The sequence below is a fragment of the Actinomadura violacea genome (assembly GCF_017573465.1).
Classification (GTDB): domain Bacteria; phylum Actinomycetota; class Actinomycetes; order Streptosporangiales; family Streptosporangiaceae; genus Spirillospora; species Spirillospora violacea.
The window spans coordinates 41,561-57,892 of the sequence record NZ_JAGEPF010000014.1 but is presented as its reverse complement, the minus strand read 5'-3'; the positions used below and the strand labels follow the sequence as shown (position 1 = coordinate 57,892).

Annotated in this window: 15 protein-coding genes and 1 riboswitch; of the genes, 5 read left to right on the top strand and 10 right to left on the bottom strand. The window is 70.6% G+C overall.

Annotated elements, in window-relative coordinates:
- Positions 1 to 10: 10 nt before the first annotated feature.
- Together J4709_RS22775 and J4709_RS22770 are read left to right on the top strand one after the other, a co-directional pair.
- Positions 11 to 628, top strand: coding sequence for a LysE family translocator (locus J4709_RS22775; protein ID WP_208243809.1), 618 nt, complete (start codon positions 11 to 13; stop codon positions 626 to 628).
- Between the two features lie 52 nt (positions 629 to 680).
- Positions 681 to 1,613: a pyridoxamine 5'-phosphate oxidase family protein gene (locus tag J4709_RS22770; RefSeq protein WP_208243808.1), complete on the top strand. Its 933-nt coding sequence runs from the start codon at positions 681 to 683 to the stop codon at positions 1,611 to 1,613.
- Positions 1,614 to 1,635: 22 nt separating this feature from the next.
- On the opposite strand, the gene J4709_RS22765 is transcribed toward J4709_RS22770, so the two are convergent.
- The 7 genes from J4709_RS22765 to J4709_RS22735 form a co-directional block, all read right to left on the bottom strand.
- On the bottom strand, positions 1,636 to 2,292 hold the full coding sequence (locus J4709_RS22765) for a hypothetical protein (RefSeq protein ID WP_208243807.1): 657 nt from the start codon (positions 2,290 to 2,292) through the stop codon (positions 1,636 to 1,638).
- Between the two features lie 40 nt (positions 2,293 to 2,332).
- Positions 2,333 to 2,734: a VOC family protein gene (locus tag J4709_RS22760; RefSeq protein WP_307801444.1), complete on the bottom strand. Its 402-nt coding sequence runs from the start codon at positions 2,732 to 2,734 to the stop codon at positions 2,333 to 2,335.
- A gap of 118 nt (positions 2,735 to 2,852) precedes the next feature.
- Positions 2,853 to 5,387: an ATP-dependent Clp protease ATP-binding subunit gene (locus tag J4709_RS22755; protein WP_208243806.1), complete on the bottom strand. Its 2,535-nt coding sequence runs from the start codon at positions 5,385 to 5,387 to the stop codon at positions 2,853 to 2,855.
- 352 nt (positions 5,388 to 5,739) lie between these two features.
- Positions 5,740 to 6,063 (bottom strand): histone-like nucleoid-structuring protein Lsr2, encoded by a 324-nt coding sequence (locus J4709_RS22750; RefSeq protein ID WP_173096873.1) that lies wholly within the window; start codon positions 6,061 to 6,063, stop codon positions 5,740 to 5,742.
- Positions 6,064 to 7,025: 962 nt separating this feature from the next.
- A complete protein-coding gene (locus J4709_RS22745) occupies positions 7,026 to 7,535 on the bottom strand; it encodes an RDD family protein (RefSeq protein ID WP_307801443.1) in 510 nt (169 codons plus the stop codon).
- A gap of 175 nt (positions 7,536 to 7,710) precedes the next feature.
- Positions 7,711 to 8,568, bottom strand: coding sequence for an RDD family protein (locus tag J4709_RS22740; RefSeq protein WP_208243804.1), 858 nt, complete (start codon positions 8,566 to 8,568; stop codon positions 7,711 to 7,713).
- A gap of 5 nt (positions 8,569 to 8,573) precedes the next feature.
- Positions 8,574 to 9,104 (bottom strand): amino-acid N-acetyltransferase, encoded by a 531-nt coding sequence (locus tag J4709_RS22735; RefSeq protein ID WP_372442131.1) that lies wholly within the window; start codon positions 9,102 to 9,104, stop codon positions 8,574 to 8,576.
- 226 nt (positions 9,105 to 9,330) lie between these two features.
- Positions 9,331 to 9,519, top strand: a riboswitch (cyclic di-AMP (ydaO/yuaA leader).
- Positions 9,520 to 9,522: 3 nt separating this feature from the next.
- Between J4709_RS22735 and J4709_RS55675 the strand changes: the two genes are divergently transcribed.
- Entirely contained in the window at positions 9,523 to 10,500 is a 978-nt protein-coding gene (locus J4709_RS55675; protein ID WP_208243803.1) for an NlpC/P60 family protein, read from the top strand.
- 200 nt (positions 10,501 to 10,700) lie between these two features.
- Here the strand turns inward: J4709_RS55675 and J4709_RS22725 are convergent, their stop codons facing one another.
- The gene (locus J4709_RS22725) at positions 10,701 to 10,973 is read right to left on the bottom strand and encodes a LuxR C-terminal-related transcriptional regulator (protein ID WP_372442141.1); all 273 of its coding nucleotides are present in this window, start codon (positions 10,971 to 10,973) and stop codon (positions 10,701 to 10,703) included.
- A 435-nt stretch (positions 10,974 to 11,408) separates the two neighbouring features.
- On the opposite strand from J4709_RS22725, the gene J4709_RS22720 reads away from it, so the two are divergent.
- Together J4709_RS22720 and J4709_RS22715 are read left to right on the top strand one after the other, a co-directional pair.
- The gene (locus tag J4709_RS22720; RefSeq protein WP_232383920.1) at positions 11,409 to 12,431 is read left to right on the top strand and encodes a LacI family DNA-binding transcriptional regulator; all 1,023 of its coding nucleotides are present in this window, start codon (positions 11,409 to 11,411) and stop codon (positions 12,429 to 12,431) included.
- Positions 12,432 to 12,493: 62 nt separating this feature from the next.
- Positions 12,494 to 13,720, top strand: coding sequence for a cytochrome P450 (locus J4709_RS22715; protein ID WP_208243802.1), 1,227 nt, complete (start codon positions 12,494 to 12,496; stop codon positions 13,718 to 13,720).
- On the opposite strand, the gene lysX is transcribed toward J4709_RS22715, so the two are convergent.
- Positions 13,707 to 15,161, bottom strand: coding sequence for a bifunctional lysylphosphatidylglycerol synthetase/lysine--tRNA ligase LysX (lysX, locus tag J4709_RS22710; protein ID WP_208244029.1), 1,455 nt, complete (start codon positions 15,159 to 15,161; stop codon positions 13,707 to 13,709). The two genes, J4709_RS22715 and lysX, sit on opposite strands and share 14 nt — an antisense overlap.
- A 32-nt stretch (positions 15,162 to 15,193) precedes the next feature.
- Positions 15,194 to 16,171: a LysR family transcriptional regulator gene (locus J4709_RS22705; RefSeq protein ID WP_208243801.1), complete on the bottom strand. Its 978-nt coding sequence runs from the start codon at positions 16,169 to 16,171 to the stop codon at positions 15,194 to 15,196.
- Positions 16,172 to 16,332: the final 161 nt, after the last annotated feature.

The window sequence follows — 16,332 nt, the reverse complement described above, 5'->3', positions numbered from 1 at the left end:
GATTCCCGCCATGGCCACCGGTTCTGTCCTCGCCTTCTGGTCGGTCGCGTTCCTGCTCATCGCCGTCCCCGGCGCGGACTGGGCCTTCACGATCAGCGCCGGCCTGCGCGGCCGCTCCGTGCTCCCCGCCGTCGGCGGCCTGGTGACCGGCTACGCCGTCGTGACCGCCGTCGTCGCGGCCGGCGTCGGCGCCCTGGTCGCCGGCTCCCCGGTCCTCCTCACCGGCCTCACGATCGTCGGCGGGGCCTACCTCATGTGGCACGGCGTCACGGCCGTCATGCGCCCGGCCGCACCCGACCCGCAGGGCGCCCGGCCCGAGGGCACCGAGTGGCGGATCTTCCTGCGCGGAATCGGCGTCAGCGGCCTCAACCCCAAGGGCCTGCTGATCTTCGTCGCGCTGCTGCCGCAGTTCACCGACCCGGACGATCGCTGGCCGGTCGCCGGCCAGATCGGCGTCCTCGGCGCGACCTTCATGGCGACCTGCGCGCTGTTCTACCTCACCCTCGGCACCTTCGCCCGCGGCGCGCTGCAGGGCCGTCCGGCCGCCGCCCGCTCGATCGGCCGGCTGTCCGGCACCGCCATGGCGGGCCTCGGCGCCTGGCTGCTCATCGACCGCCTCTTCTTCTAAACAAACAAGTCTGTCTGTTAGAGTGTTGGTCGCCGAGTCGAGGAGGCGCCCGATGAGCTCCGCACACTGGCCCGACGACGTCGATGAGATCATCGGCGGCGACCAGGCCGTCATGCTCGCCACGGTCACACCGGCCCGCGGCGTCGTGCTCACCCCGGTGACGAACTTCGGGGCGCGGGACCGCGACGCCGGCACCGTGACCGTGAACAGCTCGGTCGGGGGCTGGAAGAAACTGGAACGGATCAGGCGCGAGCCCCGCGTGGCCCTGGCCTTCCACACCCGCCTGCACGGCTACAGCGACCGTCCCCAGTACGTGCTGATCCAGGGCACCGCTTCGCTCTCCGCCCCGCGCGACGACTACCCGGCCTCCCTCGGCGCGGACTGGGAGCGCTTCGACGGACCGCGCGCCACCGGCCCCCTCTGGGGCCCCTGGCTGCGCCCCTACTACACCCGCGTGGTCATCGACATCGCGGTCGAGCGGGTGGTCGCGTGGCCGGACCTCTCCTGCAAGGGGAGCCCGGAGGTCTTCGGCCCCCCGCTGCCGGGCCCGCCGCCGCCGCAGAAGGCACCGGGCCAGGGCACCGGTCCGCGCATCGACCACGTCAAGGCGGCGAGCCGGCTGGCGAACCTCCCCGACGCGCTGCTCGGGTGGACCGGCACCGACGGGTTCCCCATGGTGGTCCCCGTCGGCTTCAGCGGTCAGGACGCCGACGGGATACTGCTCCACGTCCCGCTCGGAGTCCTCCCCGACGGCGGACGCCGCGCCGGCCTGACCGCCCACTCCTTCAGCAAGTTCGTGCAAGGACAGCAGCAGCGCGTCCACACGGGCTGGCTGGACGGCGCCGAGCAGGTCCGCTACGCCCCGCACACCGAACTCGCCTACCGGACGCCGCCGTCCAAGCTCCTCTACCGGCTCGGGATAGGGGTGGCCATGCGCGTCGCCCTGCGCCGCGCCCGCAGCGCGGGCCACGTCATCGCGCAGTGACCCGGCGGCCCCGAGCCGCAGCTCAGGGGACGACGGTGTGCACATGGCCGGCGCGGATCTCGCGGAGGAACGGGTCGGCGTCGTCGGCCCACTGGGCGGCGGTGCGGACGACCGGGTGGACGGGGAGGCCGAGCCGGGCGGCGGCCTCCTGGGCCGCGTCGAAGGCCGTCTCGCGGCCGAGCTCGCCGACCAGCAGGACTTCGACATCGCCGGGCTGGTCGCCCGGCACGCCCGCGTAGCGCGCCGCCCAGGGGCCGAACAGGTGCGCCTCGCGGACGGCCGGCAGCCGGCCGAACTCCTCGGCGACCACGGCGGCGGGCCCGAACGTCAGCATGACCAGCCGGGCCAGCGGCTCGTACAGCGGGCTGCGCTCGTCGCGGGTCACCAGGCGGCCGGCGAGCGTGCGGCGCAGCGCGAGGACGCCGGCCCGCGACAGCCGCTCGACCTCGCGCATCACCGAGCCGAGGTCGGTGCGGAGCATCACCGCGAGATCGAGCATCGAGGCCTCGCGCCGGGGCCCGAGCAGCAGCCTCCCGAGCAGTTCCCCCTGCAGCCGGGACCTGAAGATCGGCAGTTGCGGTGGCGCCGCGGCGCGCACGTCGCGCTGGAACGCCGCGTCCAGCGAGCGGCCGCGAGGCCGCCCGTACTCCATCGCCGAACCAACCGAATTCGATCGCATGTTCGAATTCTAGGAACCGCCTCCGACATCCTCCGGCGCCTCAGAGGTCGGTCGGGGCCTCCGGCTCGCGGAGGAACAGGCAGAACGGGTGGCCGACCGGGTCGAGGAGGACGCGGACGTCGTCGTCCGGCTGGAAGGCGGCGAGGACGGCGCCCGCGTCCACGGCGTGCCGGGCCGCCGCCTCCAGGTCGTCCACCTCGATGTCCAGGTGCGTCTGGATCTGCTGCGCGCCCTCGACCGCCGGCCAGGTGGGACGGGTGTGGAGAGGCTCCTTCTGGAACGACAGGCCCGTTCCCCCGCCCGGCGGGCGCAGCTTCACCCAGCCGGGCTCGTTCTGGACGACCGTCCACCCCAGGAGGCCGCGGTAGAAGGCGGCCAGCGCGTGCGGGTCAGGGGCGTCGAGGACGGGGGCGGACAGGGACATGCGCGGCGGGTGGCTCACGTCGGCTCCAGGGGCGTCGGGCTGATCCGTCGCAACGATCATCCCCGGGGACGCCCCGGGCATGCGGAAGGGCCCGCACCGAACGGGTCGGTGCGGGCCCTGCCGAGGGCTGAGGTGATCAGTCCTTGTTGAAGTTGACCGCGCCCTCGATGGGCGGGGCGTCGGGGACCGTGGCGGACGGCTTGGGCACGCCCCGGAAGGTGAACTTGGCGTTCTCCGCCGAGTCCTTGTCCTCCGGGTTGAAGCCCTCGGTGCCGACGATCACGATCTGGCCCGCCTTGAGCTCGTTGTACAGGATCTTCTCGGACAGGTTGTCCTCGATCTCCCGCTGGATCGTGCGGCGCAGCGGCCGGGCGCCGAGGACCGGGTCGTAGCCCCGGATCGCCAGCAGGTCCTTGGCCTCCTGGCGCAGCTCGATGCCCATGTCGCGGTCCTTCAGCCGCTCGTCCACCCGCGCGATCATCAGGTCGACGATCTGGATGATCTCCTTCGGGGTGAGCTGGTGGAAGACCACCGTGTCGTCGACGCGGTTGAGGAACTCGGGACGGAAGTGCTGCTTGAGCTCCTCCGACACCTTCGCCTTCATCCGGTCGTAGGAGCCCTGCTCGTCGTTCTGACGGGCGAAGCCCATCGAGACGCCCTTGGAGATGTCCTTGGACCCCAGGTTCGTCGTCATGATGATGACGGTGTTCTTGAAGTCCACGACGCGGCCCTGCGCGTCGGTGAGGCGGCCGTCCTCCAGGATCTGCAGCAGCGAGTTGAAGATGTCCTGGTGGGCCTTCTCGATCTCGTCGAACAGCACGACCGAGAACGGCTTGCGGCGCACCTTCTCCGTCAGCTGGCCGCCCTCCTCGTACCCGACGTAGCCGGGCGGGGAGCCGAACAGCCGCGAGACCGTGTGCTTCTCCATGAACTCGGACATGTCGAGCTGGATCAGCGCGTCCTCGTCGCCGAACAGGAACTCCGCGAGGGTCTTGGACAGCTCGGTCTTACCGACGCCGGACGGGCCGGCGAAGATGAACGAGCCGCCGGGACGCTTCGGGTCCTTCAGGCCGGCGCGGGTGCGGCGGATCGACTGCGAGAGCGCCTTGATGGCGTCCTCCTGGCCGATGACGCGCTTGTGGAGCTCGTCCTCCATGCGCAGCAGCCGGGTGGACTCCTCCTCGGTCAGCTTGAAGACCGGGATGCCGGTGGCGGTGGCGAGGACCTCGGCGATCAGCTCGTCGGTGACCTCCGCGACGACGTCCATGTCGCCGGCCTTCCACTCCTTCTCCCGCTGCGCCTTCTGGCCGAGCAGCTGCTTCTCGGAGTCGCGCAGCGCGGCGGCCTTCTCGAAGTCCTGCGCGTCGATCGCGGACTCCTTCTCGCGCCGCACGTCGGCGATCTTCTCGTCGTACTCGCGCAGGTCCGGCGGCGCGGTCATCCGGCGGATGCGCATCCGCGAACCGGCCTCGTCGATGAGGTCGATCGCCTTGTCCGGCAGGAACCGGTCGCTGATGTAGCGGTCGGCGAGCTGCGCGGCCGCGACCAGCGCGCTGTCGGTGATCGACACGCGGTGGTGCGCCTCGTAGCGGTCCCGCAGGCCCTTGAGGATCTCGATGGTGTGGCTGAGCGAGGGCTCGGCGACCTGGATCGGCTGGAAGCGGCGCTCGAGGGCGGCGTCCTTCTCCAGGTGCTTGCGGTACTCGTCGAGCGTGGTGGCGCCGATGGTCTGCAGCTCGCCGCGGGCCAGCATCGGCTTGAGGATGCTGGCGGCGTCGATCGCGCCCTCGGCGGCGCCCGCGCCGACGAGCGTGTGCAGCTCGTCGATGAACAGGATGATGTCGCCGCGGGTGCGGATCTCCTTGAGCACCTTCTTCAGGCGCTCTTCGAAGTCGCCGCGGTACCGGGAGCCGGCGACCAGCGCGCCGAGGTCGAGGGTGTAGAGCTGCTTGTCCTTCAGCGTCTCCGGGACCTCGCCCTTGACGATCTTCTGTGCCAGGCCCTCGACGACGGCCGTTTTACCGACGCCGGGCTCGCCCACGAGGACCGGGTTGTTCTTGGTGCGGCGGGACAGCACCTGCATGACCCGCTCGATCTCCTTGTCCCGGCCGATGACCGGGTCCAGCTTGCCCTCCCGCGCGGCCTGCGTCAGGTTGCGGCCGAACTGGTCGAGCACAAGGGAGGTGGACGGCGCGGTCTCCGAGGGGCCGCCGGAGGCGGCCGGCTCCTTGCCCTGGTAGCCGTGCAGCAACTGGATGACCTGCTGGCGGACCCGGTTGAGGTCGGCGCCGAGCTTGACCAGCACCTGGGCGGCCACGCCCTCGCCCTCGCGGATCAGCCCGAGCAGGATGTGCTCCGTGCCGATGTAGTTGTGGCCCAGCTGCAGCGCCTCGCGCAGGGACAGCTCAAGGACCTTCTTGGCACGCGGAGTGAACGGGATGTGGCCCGACGGCGCCTGCTGGCCCTGGCCGATGATCTCCTCGACCTGCTGGCGCACCGCCTCAAGGCTGATCCCCAGGCTCTCCAGTGCCTTGGCAGCGACACCCTCGCCCTCGTGGATCAGACCCAGGAGGATGTGCTCGGTGCCGATGTAGTTGTGGTTGAGCATCCGGGCCTCTTCTTGGGCCAGGACGACAACCCGCCGCGCGCGGTCGGTGAACCTCTCGAACATCTCGTCGCTCCTCACAGAGCGGTTGGGCAGAGTCCGGAACGTCCGGAACTGTCCTTCCGCATGCTAGCCCGCCCCGAGGAGGCCGCCCGGTGCACTCCCACCAGGAGACGTTCCCCAGCTAAGCGCTGTTCAGTCTCATCCAACTACCGCATCGGTGCGTCATGTTCCCGCTACGCCCCAAGCGAACGGGGGCTTTCCGCAGGTGGTCCGGGGTGGTGTCCGAGCATCGCCGAATGGGGGCGAAGTCCCGGTGTACCTCGCCGCGGCGGAGGGGAAACCGGCCGGCCGCTACGCCACAAGCGAACGGCCCGTCTCATGGAGGGAGACGGGCCGCCGGGGCGGGGCTGGCGGATCAGTTCGCCGCCTCGTACTGCTCGATCACGGTGGCCGGGATCCTGCCGCGCTCATTGACCTTGATGCCATTGTTCTTGGCCCAGGCACGGATCTCGGCGCTGCGCTCGCGGCTGGACGCACCGCGCGGCCGGCGCCGCTTGCCGACCGTGCCGGCCTTGCGCGACTTCTCCACGAACGGCAGCAGAGAATCCCGCAGCTTCTTAGCGTTGGCGCCACTCAGGTCGATCTCGTAGGAGGCGCCGTCGATCGAGAACGCTACGGTCTCGTCCGCCTCGCCACCGTCGAGGTCGTCGACGAGAAGCACCTGAACCTTCTGTGCCATGGGGACAGACCTTTCAGCTGGAGCAAACTATGCATTCGGTTGACAAAGATATACCGGGAAGTCTGCGGATGACAATTCAAGTCGCGGATGAACATCCGTCCGCTCCCGGTAACGGCGCGACCACCGGCGTGCGGAGCACGTCGCCGGGCGCGCTGTTGGAGGTGCCGTTCAATTCCCTCGGACGGCCCCGGCAGCGGATTTCGGGGTGACCGGCGTCACGGCGCACGCCGCTGACCTGGGCCGCTGAAGGCGCATTGGACCAGGTATCGGGGCGGTCCGGCATTCCGCCGAGGGGACCGCGGCCGGAAAAGTGTCCACCGGGACCTTAACAGGGTGGGCACACCTGCACCGCTTGCCGACGTTTAACCCTGCCGTAACGGCACTAACCAGGGCAGGCTCCTGGAATACCCCGGAGACCGGCGCGCACCCCGTCCCACCGGGCCCGCAGCGCCGCTACCGGCGGATGTGGAGGGATTACGGGAAGCGAAGCCGGGACGAAATCTGTTGCCGTCCGGCGCGCGGGAACTGGATGCGGGATGGCGGAGCGTAACGCGGCCAGTACCAGTCCATCCCGAAATCTGGGGATAAGCGGGACAATCTGCCTGGGTGCCCCGGTCCGCGCGAGACGGCGTCCCATCCGGAGTAAGTGCGCAAGCCCAATGAAGGCCGTCTCCCGGCACACCGGGAAGTAGATCCCAAACCGGAGGGACCTTCCGGCACGAGACACATCCTCCGGGAATCCGGCCCGTAACCTGAACCTGCCCGGAACGAGCTGGCATTGGCCCGCGGAACTCCGGTGTCCGAAACAGCGCGAGGATCTCCGCCAAAGTCCCCCGCCCCAGGCGCCCGGCAAAGCCGCACGGTCCCGTGCGCGGGCGCTGAACGCGATCAGTGCGGGCCGTCGCCGGGCACGCCCGGGGCGCTGCCCCACCAACTCCGAGAGTCCCGCAAACGCCGATGAATCAAGGCGTGCGGCGTTTTACGACCAGGGTGCCGGCGAGCCTGTCATGGACGGCCCGGCGCTGCGGCCCCTCGTATATGAACCCGGCGTTCGCCACCCAGAACAGGCTCGCCAGAAGACCGAGAATGTGGACGGGCCGCAGCGCGATCGGCACGGAGTACACCGCGGCCCGCAGGACGGCCCGCGGGACGCTCGGACGCCCGTATCCGCCCTGCGGGGCGCCGGCGGAGGTTTCGGCGGCGTCCGCCCCTTCCTCGTCCGTGGCGGCGCCCTCAGGGCCGGAGAGGTCCGGGACGACCTGGATCCCCGCGAACCGCTTGCCGAGAGTCTGCCCCCAGAGGGCGAGCTGCACGGCCTCGTAGAGGAACATGCAGCCCGCTAGAGCGGGCGGTGCGACGACGTCCAGATCGTGCCCGGACACGAATTCCTTCACCACGATGATGACGGGCAGGCCGACGACGAGGGTGTCGACGATCCGCGCCAGCAGGCGCTGCCCGGGATCGGCGAGCACCGACTCGCCGCCCGGAGGCTCGCCGTTTGGAAGCTCACTTTCCGGAAGCTCACCAACCGGAGGCTCGCCTTCTGGAAGCTCGCCTTCCGTAAGCTCGCCGTCCGGGAGGACGTCGCCAGTCCCGGACGGCTCGTCCGACCCCTGCGCGGGTGTTCGCGGAGTCGCCATCGCGGCCCTACTCCGCGTACTCGCCGTATCCGGCCCGCTCGTCGATGACGAGGGTGTCGGCGAAGCGGTCGTGCAGGGCCTGGTGCAGGGGCTGGTCCCAGATGGCCCACAGGTACGCCATGAGCGCGCCCGCCCACACGAGCAGCATCCCGTAGGCGAAGTACTGCCACACCATCACCGCGAGGACGAGGAAGAAGAACACGCCCAGCTGGTAGCCCACGTGGGTGATGGCGGCCCGCCACACGGCCTGAGTCGTCGTCAACTGGTTCCCCATCGGACGGGCCTGGACCACGCCGAGGCCCATGAACCGCTTGCCGAACGTCCGGCCCCACATGGACAGCTGTACGGCCTCGTAGATGAACGGCAGTACCGACAGGACGGCGAACAGCGTGAAGATGATCGGCCAGTTCCAGATACCGCCGTCGTCCTGCGTCTTGCTACCGGGCTTCCCTAGGCCGAACGCACCGACGGTGATGGGAAGCACGAGCGCGAAGCCGAAGGCAGCGACGAGCACGTTGTCGATGACGCGTGCACCCGCGCGCCGCATGATGGGCGCCAGCTGCATGTCGCCGCCGCCCGAGGAACTGCCGTACTGGTCGTAGGCCGGCTCATAGGACTCGTACGAGGGCTGCCCCCATTGGTCCTGCTGAGGCTCCTGCCACTGCTGTTGCGGCTGCTGCTCTTGCTGCCATTGCTGTTGCGGTTGTTGTGGCTGCTGCTGCCACTGCTGCGCGGGCGGCTGAGCCTGCCCTTGCCGCTCGGGCTGCTGCCATTGCGCGGGACCCTGGTAGGGGGGCGGCGGGCCGTACGAACCCTGCCCCTGGGACGGCTGGTAGGGCCGCCCGCGGTTGGGGGAATCGCTCATGTGGGTCAGTCCTCCAGGCGAAGCAACATCCGTGTGTTGCCCAACGTATTGGGCTTGACCCTGTCGAGGTCCAAGAACTCTGCCACGCCGTCGTCGTAGGAGCGGAGGAGTTCCTCGTACACCTCTGGCGCCACCGGTGTACCGAGGATCTGCTGGAAGCCGTGGCGTGCGAAGAACTCCACTTCGAAAGTAAGGCAGAAAACCCGCCGCACGCCGAGTTCCCGGGCGGTCTCCAGGAGCCGGGCGACGATGCGGTGCCCTATCCCGCGCCCGCCGTACCCCTTGTCGACGGCGACCGAGCGGACCTCCGCCAGGTCCTCCCACATCACGTGCAGAGCGCCGCACGCCACGATGGGCCCGGCTTCGCCCGGCGCCGCGCCCTGGACGTCCTCGGCGACCCAGAACTCCTGGACGTCCTCGTAGAGCTTCACCGTCGACTTCTTGAGCAGGCGTCGCCCCGACCCGGCGTACAGATCGACCAGCCTGCGGATCCCCTGAACGTCGGCGGTACGGGCACGCCTGATCACGACTTCCACAAACAGGCGAGGTTACCGAACGCGCCGCGCGTCCCCGGCCACCGCCTGCGGTCCCGCCCCCGTCCGGGCCGGCCGGCGGGCCGCCGCGACGGCGGTCCCACAACCGGCGGTTCACCCCGTACCTTCCGCCACGACCTGCGAATTCGCATGTTCTGGTTGGCATCCAATGGCGCTTCCGTTAGTGTCCCGCTGACATCGGCCTTCCGCGAAGCGGAGGCCGGACCGCCGAGTCCACGGGCCGCATCCGGCGCCCCGCGGAGCCGGGGACCCACTTTCGGAGCGTTCGGGGGAATCGCCCTGAGCCGATGCCGTCTGGGGTGAATCCACAGCCGCACGGAGAATCCGCGCGGCCGCGGACGGGCTGCTCCGGCCCGAACCCGTCAGCTAACCCGGTAGGCGGACGAGGAGAGGAGATTTGGTGCGGACGGCTCGTTTCCGCGTCCGGGCGCTCACGCTCGCCGGCGCTCTCGTCGCCCTTTCCATCACGCCCAACGTGGTGGTCCCGCATTCGCTCCCGGTGGCGCACGCCGACCCGGACCCGTCGGCCAAGGAGCTGAAGGACCAGGCGTTCAAGCTGGCGGACCAGCTGGAGAAGCTCACCGAGCAGTACAACGGCCTGAAGGTGAAGCTGGAGCAGTCGCAGCGGGCGGCCAAGGTCGCCAAGAGCAACGCCGAGCGCCAGCAGAAGTCCCTGGAGGGCCTGCGCGAGAAGGTCGGCCGCCTGGCCGCCACGAGCTACATGCAGGGCGGCACCGACCCGACGGTCTCGTTCATCTCCGCCCAGGACCCGCAGGTCATCCTCGACCGGGCCGCCACGCTCAACTACTTCGCCACCCAGGACAGCACCCAGGTCCTCGGCCTCATGCAGGCGATGCAGGCCGCCCAGCGCGCGCGCAAGTCCGCCGAGGACCGCGCCCAGCAGGTCACGCAGCTGAGGGCTCAGCTCACCGCGCAGAAGAAGAAGGTCACGTCCGCGTACGAGAAGGTCCGCGGCAAGGCCGTCAAGAAGGACCCGAAGCTGCTGGCGAAGCTGCCGGTCGTCGGCGACGGCAAGGCCGCGCAGGCGCTGCGGTACGCGATGAGCAAGCTCGGCAGTCCCTACGTGTGGGGCGCGGCGGGCCCGACGACGTTCGACTGCTCGGGGCTGACGATGTGGGCCTACAGGCAGGTCGGCATCAATCTGCCGCACTACACCGGCAGCCAGTGGAACGCCGGGACCCACGTGTCGGAGAGCCAGATGCAGCCCGGCGACCTGATCTTCTTCTACTCCGACCTGCACCACATGGGGATGTACGTAGGCGGCGGCAAGATGATCCACGCCCCCCACACCGGCGACGTCGTGCGCATCGCATCGCTGGCCGGCCGGCCCATCGCGGGCGTCGTCCGGGTCGCCTAGGCGGATCCATGCCGCGCGGGCGTACGCGAAGTGAACTACGTCCGCGGCGGCGCTTACCTTGGTCCTTGCAGGGACCTACCTGCCAGGGGTGGGGCGCCGCCGCTGCGGGGTCGGACGAGTTCGCATCGCTGGACTTGCTTCCGGTGGGCTGGTTTCCGGTGTGACGCCCGCCGTCCCCTGACGGGCGTCGTACTGTCGCGCTAGATGAGCTGCCTTCTGGCCGCCCACACCACGGCCTCGATAGGGGTGTTGACCTCCAGCCGGTCGCAGATGTTCCGCAACCGGCGGCGCAAGGTCCGTGCGCTCAGTTCCAGCTTGCGTGCCGCCACATCAGCGGTGACCCCGCTGGCGATCTGGGCGAGCAACCTGATCTCCTCGTCGCTCAGCCCGAAATCGAGTGTGGCTGTTTCCACTCCGTCCTCCCTCGTCCGTGGTTTTTGATGACCGCGGGGATGCAGCCGTCCGCTGCACAGGCACGGGTTGGGCCTTCGAACTGCATGCGTTGGGTTGCCGGGTCCGGAGCCTTCCGGACTTAGATCATCGGGTTGGGTTCCTTTTCCGTCTCGCGAGCTTGGCCGGAGGTGGCCGATGGGCCGATTGCTGGGTCGTGCGGGGGAACTCCGGGTGACGATTCACTCGTTGGCCACGTGTCAGGGCCGGGTCTGGGTCGTCGGTTCCGAACCCGTCCTTCCTCGTTGGACTCACCGGATCTCGCCGCGGACGAAGATCGTGAATCGTTTCAAGCTACGCTTCGGCTCGGAACGCTAGGCGGCCGGATCCGGCCCGTCAAGCGCCGATTAAGTGCTATCCGTGCCCGTCTGGTCGCGATGCGTGACCGGGTTTTCGGGGATTGACACGGGAAAGCCCAACTACCTGGGAAAACACCACCGGGGCGGACGAGGAGCGACTTGCCACAGACCAGTATTCGCGAGGTCGCGAGGCGTGCCGGGGTCTCGGTTGGGACCGTTTCGAATGTCCTAAACCGGCCAGATCTCGTGGCCGAAGCTACCCGTGACCGTGTCCGCGCGGCGATCGAGGAGCTCGGATTCGTCCGCAACGAGTCGGCCCGCCGGCTCCGGACGGGCCCCGACCGCACCGCCGGCGAGTTCGGCGACGAGCCGCGCCGCGCGTTCGGCGTCGTCGTCGAGGACCTCGCCAACCCGTACGCGGCCGACGTCGTGCGCGGCGCCGAGGAGGCGCTCAACGCGGCGGGCCACGACGCCCTCTGGCTGTCCAGTGACCATTCCGCCGCCAAGGAGGCCCGCTCGCTGGAGCTGCTGGAGGACCAGCACGCGGCGGGCGCCCTGATCGTCCCGGTCGGGCTGGGCCCGGCCGGCATCCGGCGGCTGCGCGCCGCGGGGCTGAGCGTCGTGCTGATGGACCGGGACGTCACCGACGCGTGCGCCGTCCACGTCGACCACGTGGCGGGCGGGGAGCTGGCGGCGGCGCACCTGCTCGGCCTCGGCCGCGAGCGGATCGTGTTCGTCACCGGATCGCCGGAACCGCAGCCGTGCGTCGAGCGCCGCGACGGCGCGGCCCGCACGCTCGTCGAGGCGGGCCTCGGCAAGCCGCCGGTGCTCGTGCAGGACGCGCTGAGCCCGACCGAGGGCCGGCTGGCGGCGCAGCGCCTCATGGACATGTCGCCGCGGCCGGACGGGGTGTTCTGCGCGAACGACCTGCTGGCCATCGGGCTGACCAACGAGCTGACGCGGCTGGGCGCGCACGTCCCGGCCGACGTGGCGGTGGTCGGCTACGACGACATCGAGCTGGCCGCGAGCGCCGCGGTGCCGCTGACCACGGTCCGCCAGCCGCGGCGCGAGCTCGGCTGGGAGGCGGCGGAGCTGGTCATGGCCGAGATCCGGGAGGGCAAGTCGCACCAGCACCGCCAGGTCGTCCTCACTCCCGAGCTGGTCGTGCGCGAATCGGCCTGATCTCCGCCGTCCGCACCGCGGACGCTATTGACATGGTGTCTCAGATCCGCATGACTTGGCCTATGGCGGACACCAGCGCACAGGCCGTGCAGGACGGGGAGGCGGCGGCGATCCTCGGGTTCGACCCGTCCGACCCGGCCTTCCACGCCGACCCCTACGCGCACTACCGGGCGCTGGCCGCGGGCGGACGGCTCCAGCAGACGACGGTGGGCCTGTGGGTCAGCACGTCGTACGAGCTGTGCGAGGGGGCGCTGCGCGACCCGCGGTTCGGGCACCGGCCCCAGGGCGGCGGCCTGTGGCGGGACGCGCCGCAGCGCAACCGCTCGTTCCTGACGATGGACCCGCCCGACCACACGCGGCTGCGCAGGCTGGTCAGCAAGGCGTTCACGCCGCGGCTCGTCGAGCGGCTGCGGCCGCGCGTCGAGGAGCTGGTGGACGATCTGCTGGACGGCCTGTCCGGCGAGGTCGACCTGATCGCCTCGCTCGCCTACCCGCTGCCCGTCATCGTGATCAGCGAGATGCTGGGCGTCCCGCCGCGCGACCGCGACCTGTTCAAGGGCTGGTCGGACGCCCTCGCCCGCGGCCTGGACCCCGACTTCCTGCTGCCCGACGCGGAGATCGCGTTGCGGGACGAGGCGCGGGCGGAGTTCGCCGCCTACTTCCGCGAGCTGGCCGCGCAGCGCCGTGCCGAGCCCCGCGACGACCTGCTGAGCGCGCTGGTGGGCGTCTCGGACGGCGGCGACGTCCTGTCGGAGGAGGAGCTGCTCGCGACGTGCGTGCTGCTGCTCGTCGCGGGCCACGAGACGACCGTCAACCTGATCGGGAACGGCGCGCTGGCGCTGCTGCGCCATCCCGAGCAGCTCGCGCTGTTCCGGGAGCGTCCCGGGAACGTCGCGGCGGCCGTGGAGGAACTGCTCCGCTACGACCCGCCCGTCCAGCTGACGCTGCGGGCCGCGCTGGAGGACGTCGAGCTCGGCGGCACGCCGCTCGAGGAGGGGCGGCTCGTCCTGCTGCTGACGGGCGCCGCGAACCGGGATCCGTCGGTGTTCGCCGACCCCGACCGCCTCGACCTGCTGCGGTACGCCGAGGGGCGGGACGCGCCGCGCCACCTGTCGTTCGGACACGGCATCCACTTCTGCCTGGGCGCGCCCCTGGCCCGGCTGGAGGGCCAGATCGCGCTGAAGAAGCTCTTCGAGCGCGATGTGGCCCTCACCGCCGGGGACCTGGTCTACCGCGACAACCTGGTGCTGCGCGGGCTGCGCGACCTGCCCGTCGTCATTCGGGCTTGACCAGCGGGAACAGGATCGTGTCGCGGATGCCCTTGCCGGTGAACGCCATGATCATCCGGTCGATGCCGGCGCCCATCCCGCCGGTCGGCGGCATCGCGTACTCCAGCGCGCGCAGGAAGTCCTCGTCCAGCTGCATCGCCTCGGGGTCCCCGCCCGCCGCGAGCAGCGACTGCTCGGTGAGCCGGCGGCGCTGCTCGACCGGGTCGACCAGCTCGGAGTAGGCGGTGCCGAGCTCGGTGCCGAACCCGATCAGGTCCCACTTCTCGGTGAGCAGCGGCTCGCGCCGGTGCTGGCGGGTCAGTGGCGAGGTCTCCACCGGGTAGTCCATGACGAACGTCGGCTGGACGAGGGTGTGCTCGATCAGCTCCTCGAAGATCTCCTGGACGAGCTTGCCCTGCCCCCACTTGGGGTCCCAGGTGATGCCGCGGCCGTCGGCGAGCTTGCGGACGGTCTCGATCGGCGTGTGCGGGGTGATCTCCTCGCCGAGCGCCTCCGACACCGAGCCGTACAGGGTGATCCGCGGCCATTCGGGCAGGCCGAGGTCGATCTCGACGCCGTCGTGGACGACCACGGACGTGCCGAGGGCGGCGACGACCGCCTTCTGGTACATCCGCTGGGTCAGGTCGGCCATGTCGTTGTAGTCGAGGTAGGTCCCGTACGCCTCGAGCATGGTGAACTCGGGGTTGTGCGTCGAGTCGGCGCCCTCGTTCCGGAAGTTCCGGTTGATCTCGAAGACCTTCTCGATGCCGCCGACGACGAGCCGCTTGAGGTACAGCTCGATCGCGATCCGCAGGTACAGCTCCATGTCGTAGGCGTTGATGTGCGTCTTGAACGGACGCGCCGCCGCCCCGCCGTGGATCGGCTGCAGCATCGGGGTCTCGACCTCGAGGTACCCCTCCTCGTGCCAGAAGTCGCGGACGGCGCGCACCGTGGCGCTGCGGATCCGCGCCATCTTGCGGGCCTCGTCGTTGACGATCAGGTCGACGTAGCGCTGCCTGACCCGGGCCTCGGGGTCGGTGAGGCCGGCGTGCTTCTCCGGCAGCGGCCGCAGGCACTTGGAGGTGATCGCGAACCGGTCCGCCATGATCGACAGCTCGCCGCGCTTGGAGGCGATCACCTCGCCCTCGACGCCGACGTGGTCGCCGAGGTCGACCTCGCGCTTCCAGAAGTCGAGTTGCTCCTGCCCGACCTTGGCCAGCGAGAGCATGATCTGGATGTCGCCGGAGCCGTCCCGGATCGTGGCGAAGCACAGCTTGCCGGTGTTGCGGACCAGCATGACGCGACCGGTGACGCCGACCTGCTCGCCCGTCTCGGTGCCCGGCTCCAGGCCCGGGTGTTTCTCCCGGATCCCGGCGATCGTCGCCGTGCGCGGGAAGGTCACCGGGTAGGGGTCGATACCGGCCTCGCGGAGGCGGTCGAGCTTCTCCCGGCGGACGCGCATCTGCTCCGGAAGGTCATCGAGGGTCTCGTCACTCACGGCTCAAGGCTATCCAGCCCGCCGAGGCCCCCGCGAACGAGTTCCGGATGATCGCGCAGGCCGGACCGCGCGCCGGCGGACACCACCGGGCCGAGGTCGCGGGCGAGCGCGGCGGCGATCGCACGGAACGCGCGCACCCGCGGGTCGGGGTCGCCGCGGCGCGTCGCGAGCACGCTGCTGTCCCACGGCGCGTCCAGGATCGGGACGTACCGGACGCCCGGCCACGGGTAGAAGCGGGCGAACGACCGCAGCGCGGACCCGACGCCGCGCCCGGCGGCGATGCTCAGCAGCACGTCCTGCGGGTTGCGCGCCACGTCGGGGCCGCGCCGCCCGCGCTCGCCGTTCACCGCCGCGGTGAAGTAGAGGTAGTCGGTGAACACGCTCGGCGTGACGTCGGGGACGGCGACGATCGGCAGGTCGAGGACGTCGGCGAGGCGCAGCGCCCCGGCCTCGGCGAACGGGCCGTCCGCGGGGACGCCGACGATGCGCGGCTCGGTGGTGAGCACGTCGGTCTCGATCCGGTCGTCGTCCGGCGCCGGGCGGACGAACGCCACGTCCGCCTTGCGTTCGACCAGCGCGGACACGTGCTCGGTGAAGTCCAGCGGCAGGATCGTCAGCCGGGTGCCAGGGCGGGCCTGCCGGAACGCTCGGACGATCGCGGGGGTCAGCTCGGCCGAGCCGTGCCCCATCACGCCGACGCGCAATGGCGGCTCCTCGTCGGCGCGCAGGTCGGTGACCGCGTCGGCGGCGGCGTTCACGGCCGCGAGCGCCGCGCGGGCGTGCGGGACGAACCGCTCCCCCGCCTCGGTGAGCCGCAGCGGGGACCGTTCCAGCAGCCGGACGCCGAGCTCCCGCTCGAGCCGCTGGACGTGCGCGGTGACCGCGGGCGGCGACAGGAACAGCCGGGCCGCGGCCCGCGCGAACCGCCCTTCCTCGACGACCGCGAGGAAGGAGGCCAGCTCCCGCAGTTCCATGCCCGTCACGGTAACCGGCGGCCCGCCCGGTCACCTCCGGCGAAGCGGGCGATGCCCCGCATCGCGACCAGCATCACACGGGCCGCGGATCCTCCGCCGCCGAGGCCGTTCACGATTCGCGAAGCGGTGAAGTCCGGCGCCCTGGGACGTTCTAGACAGGG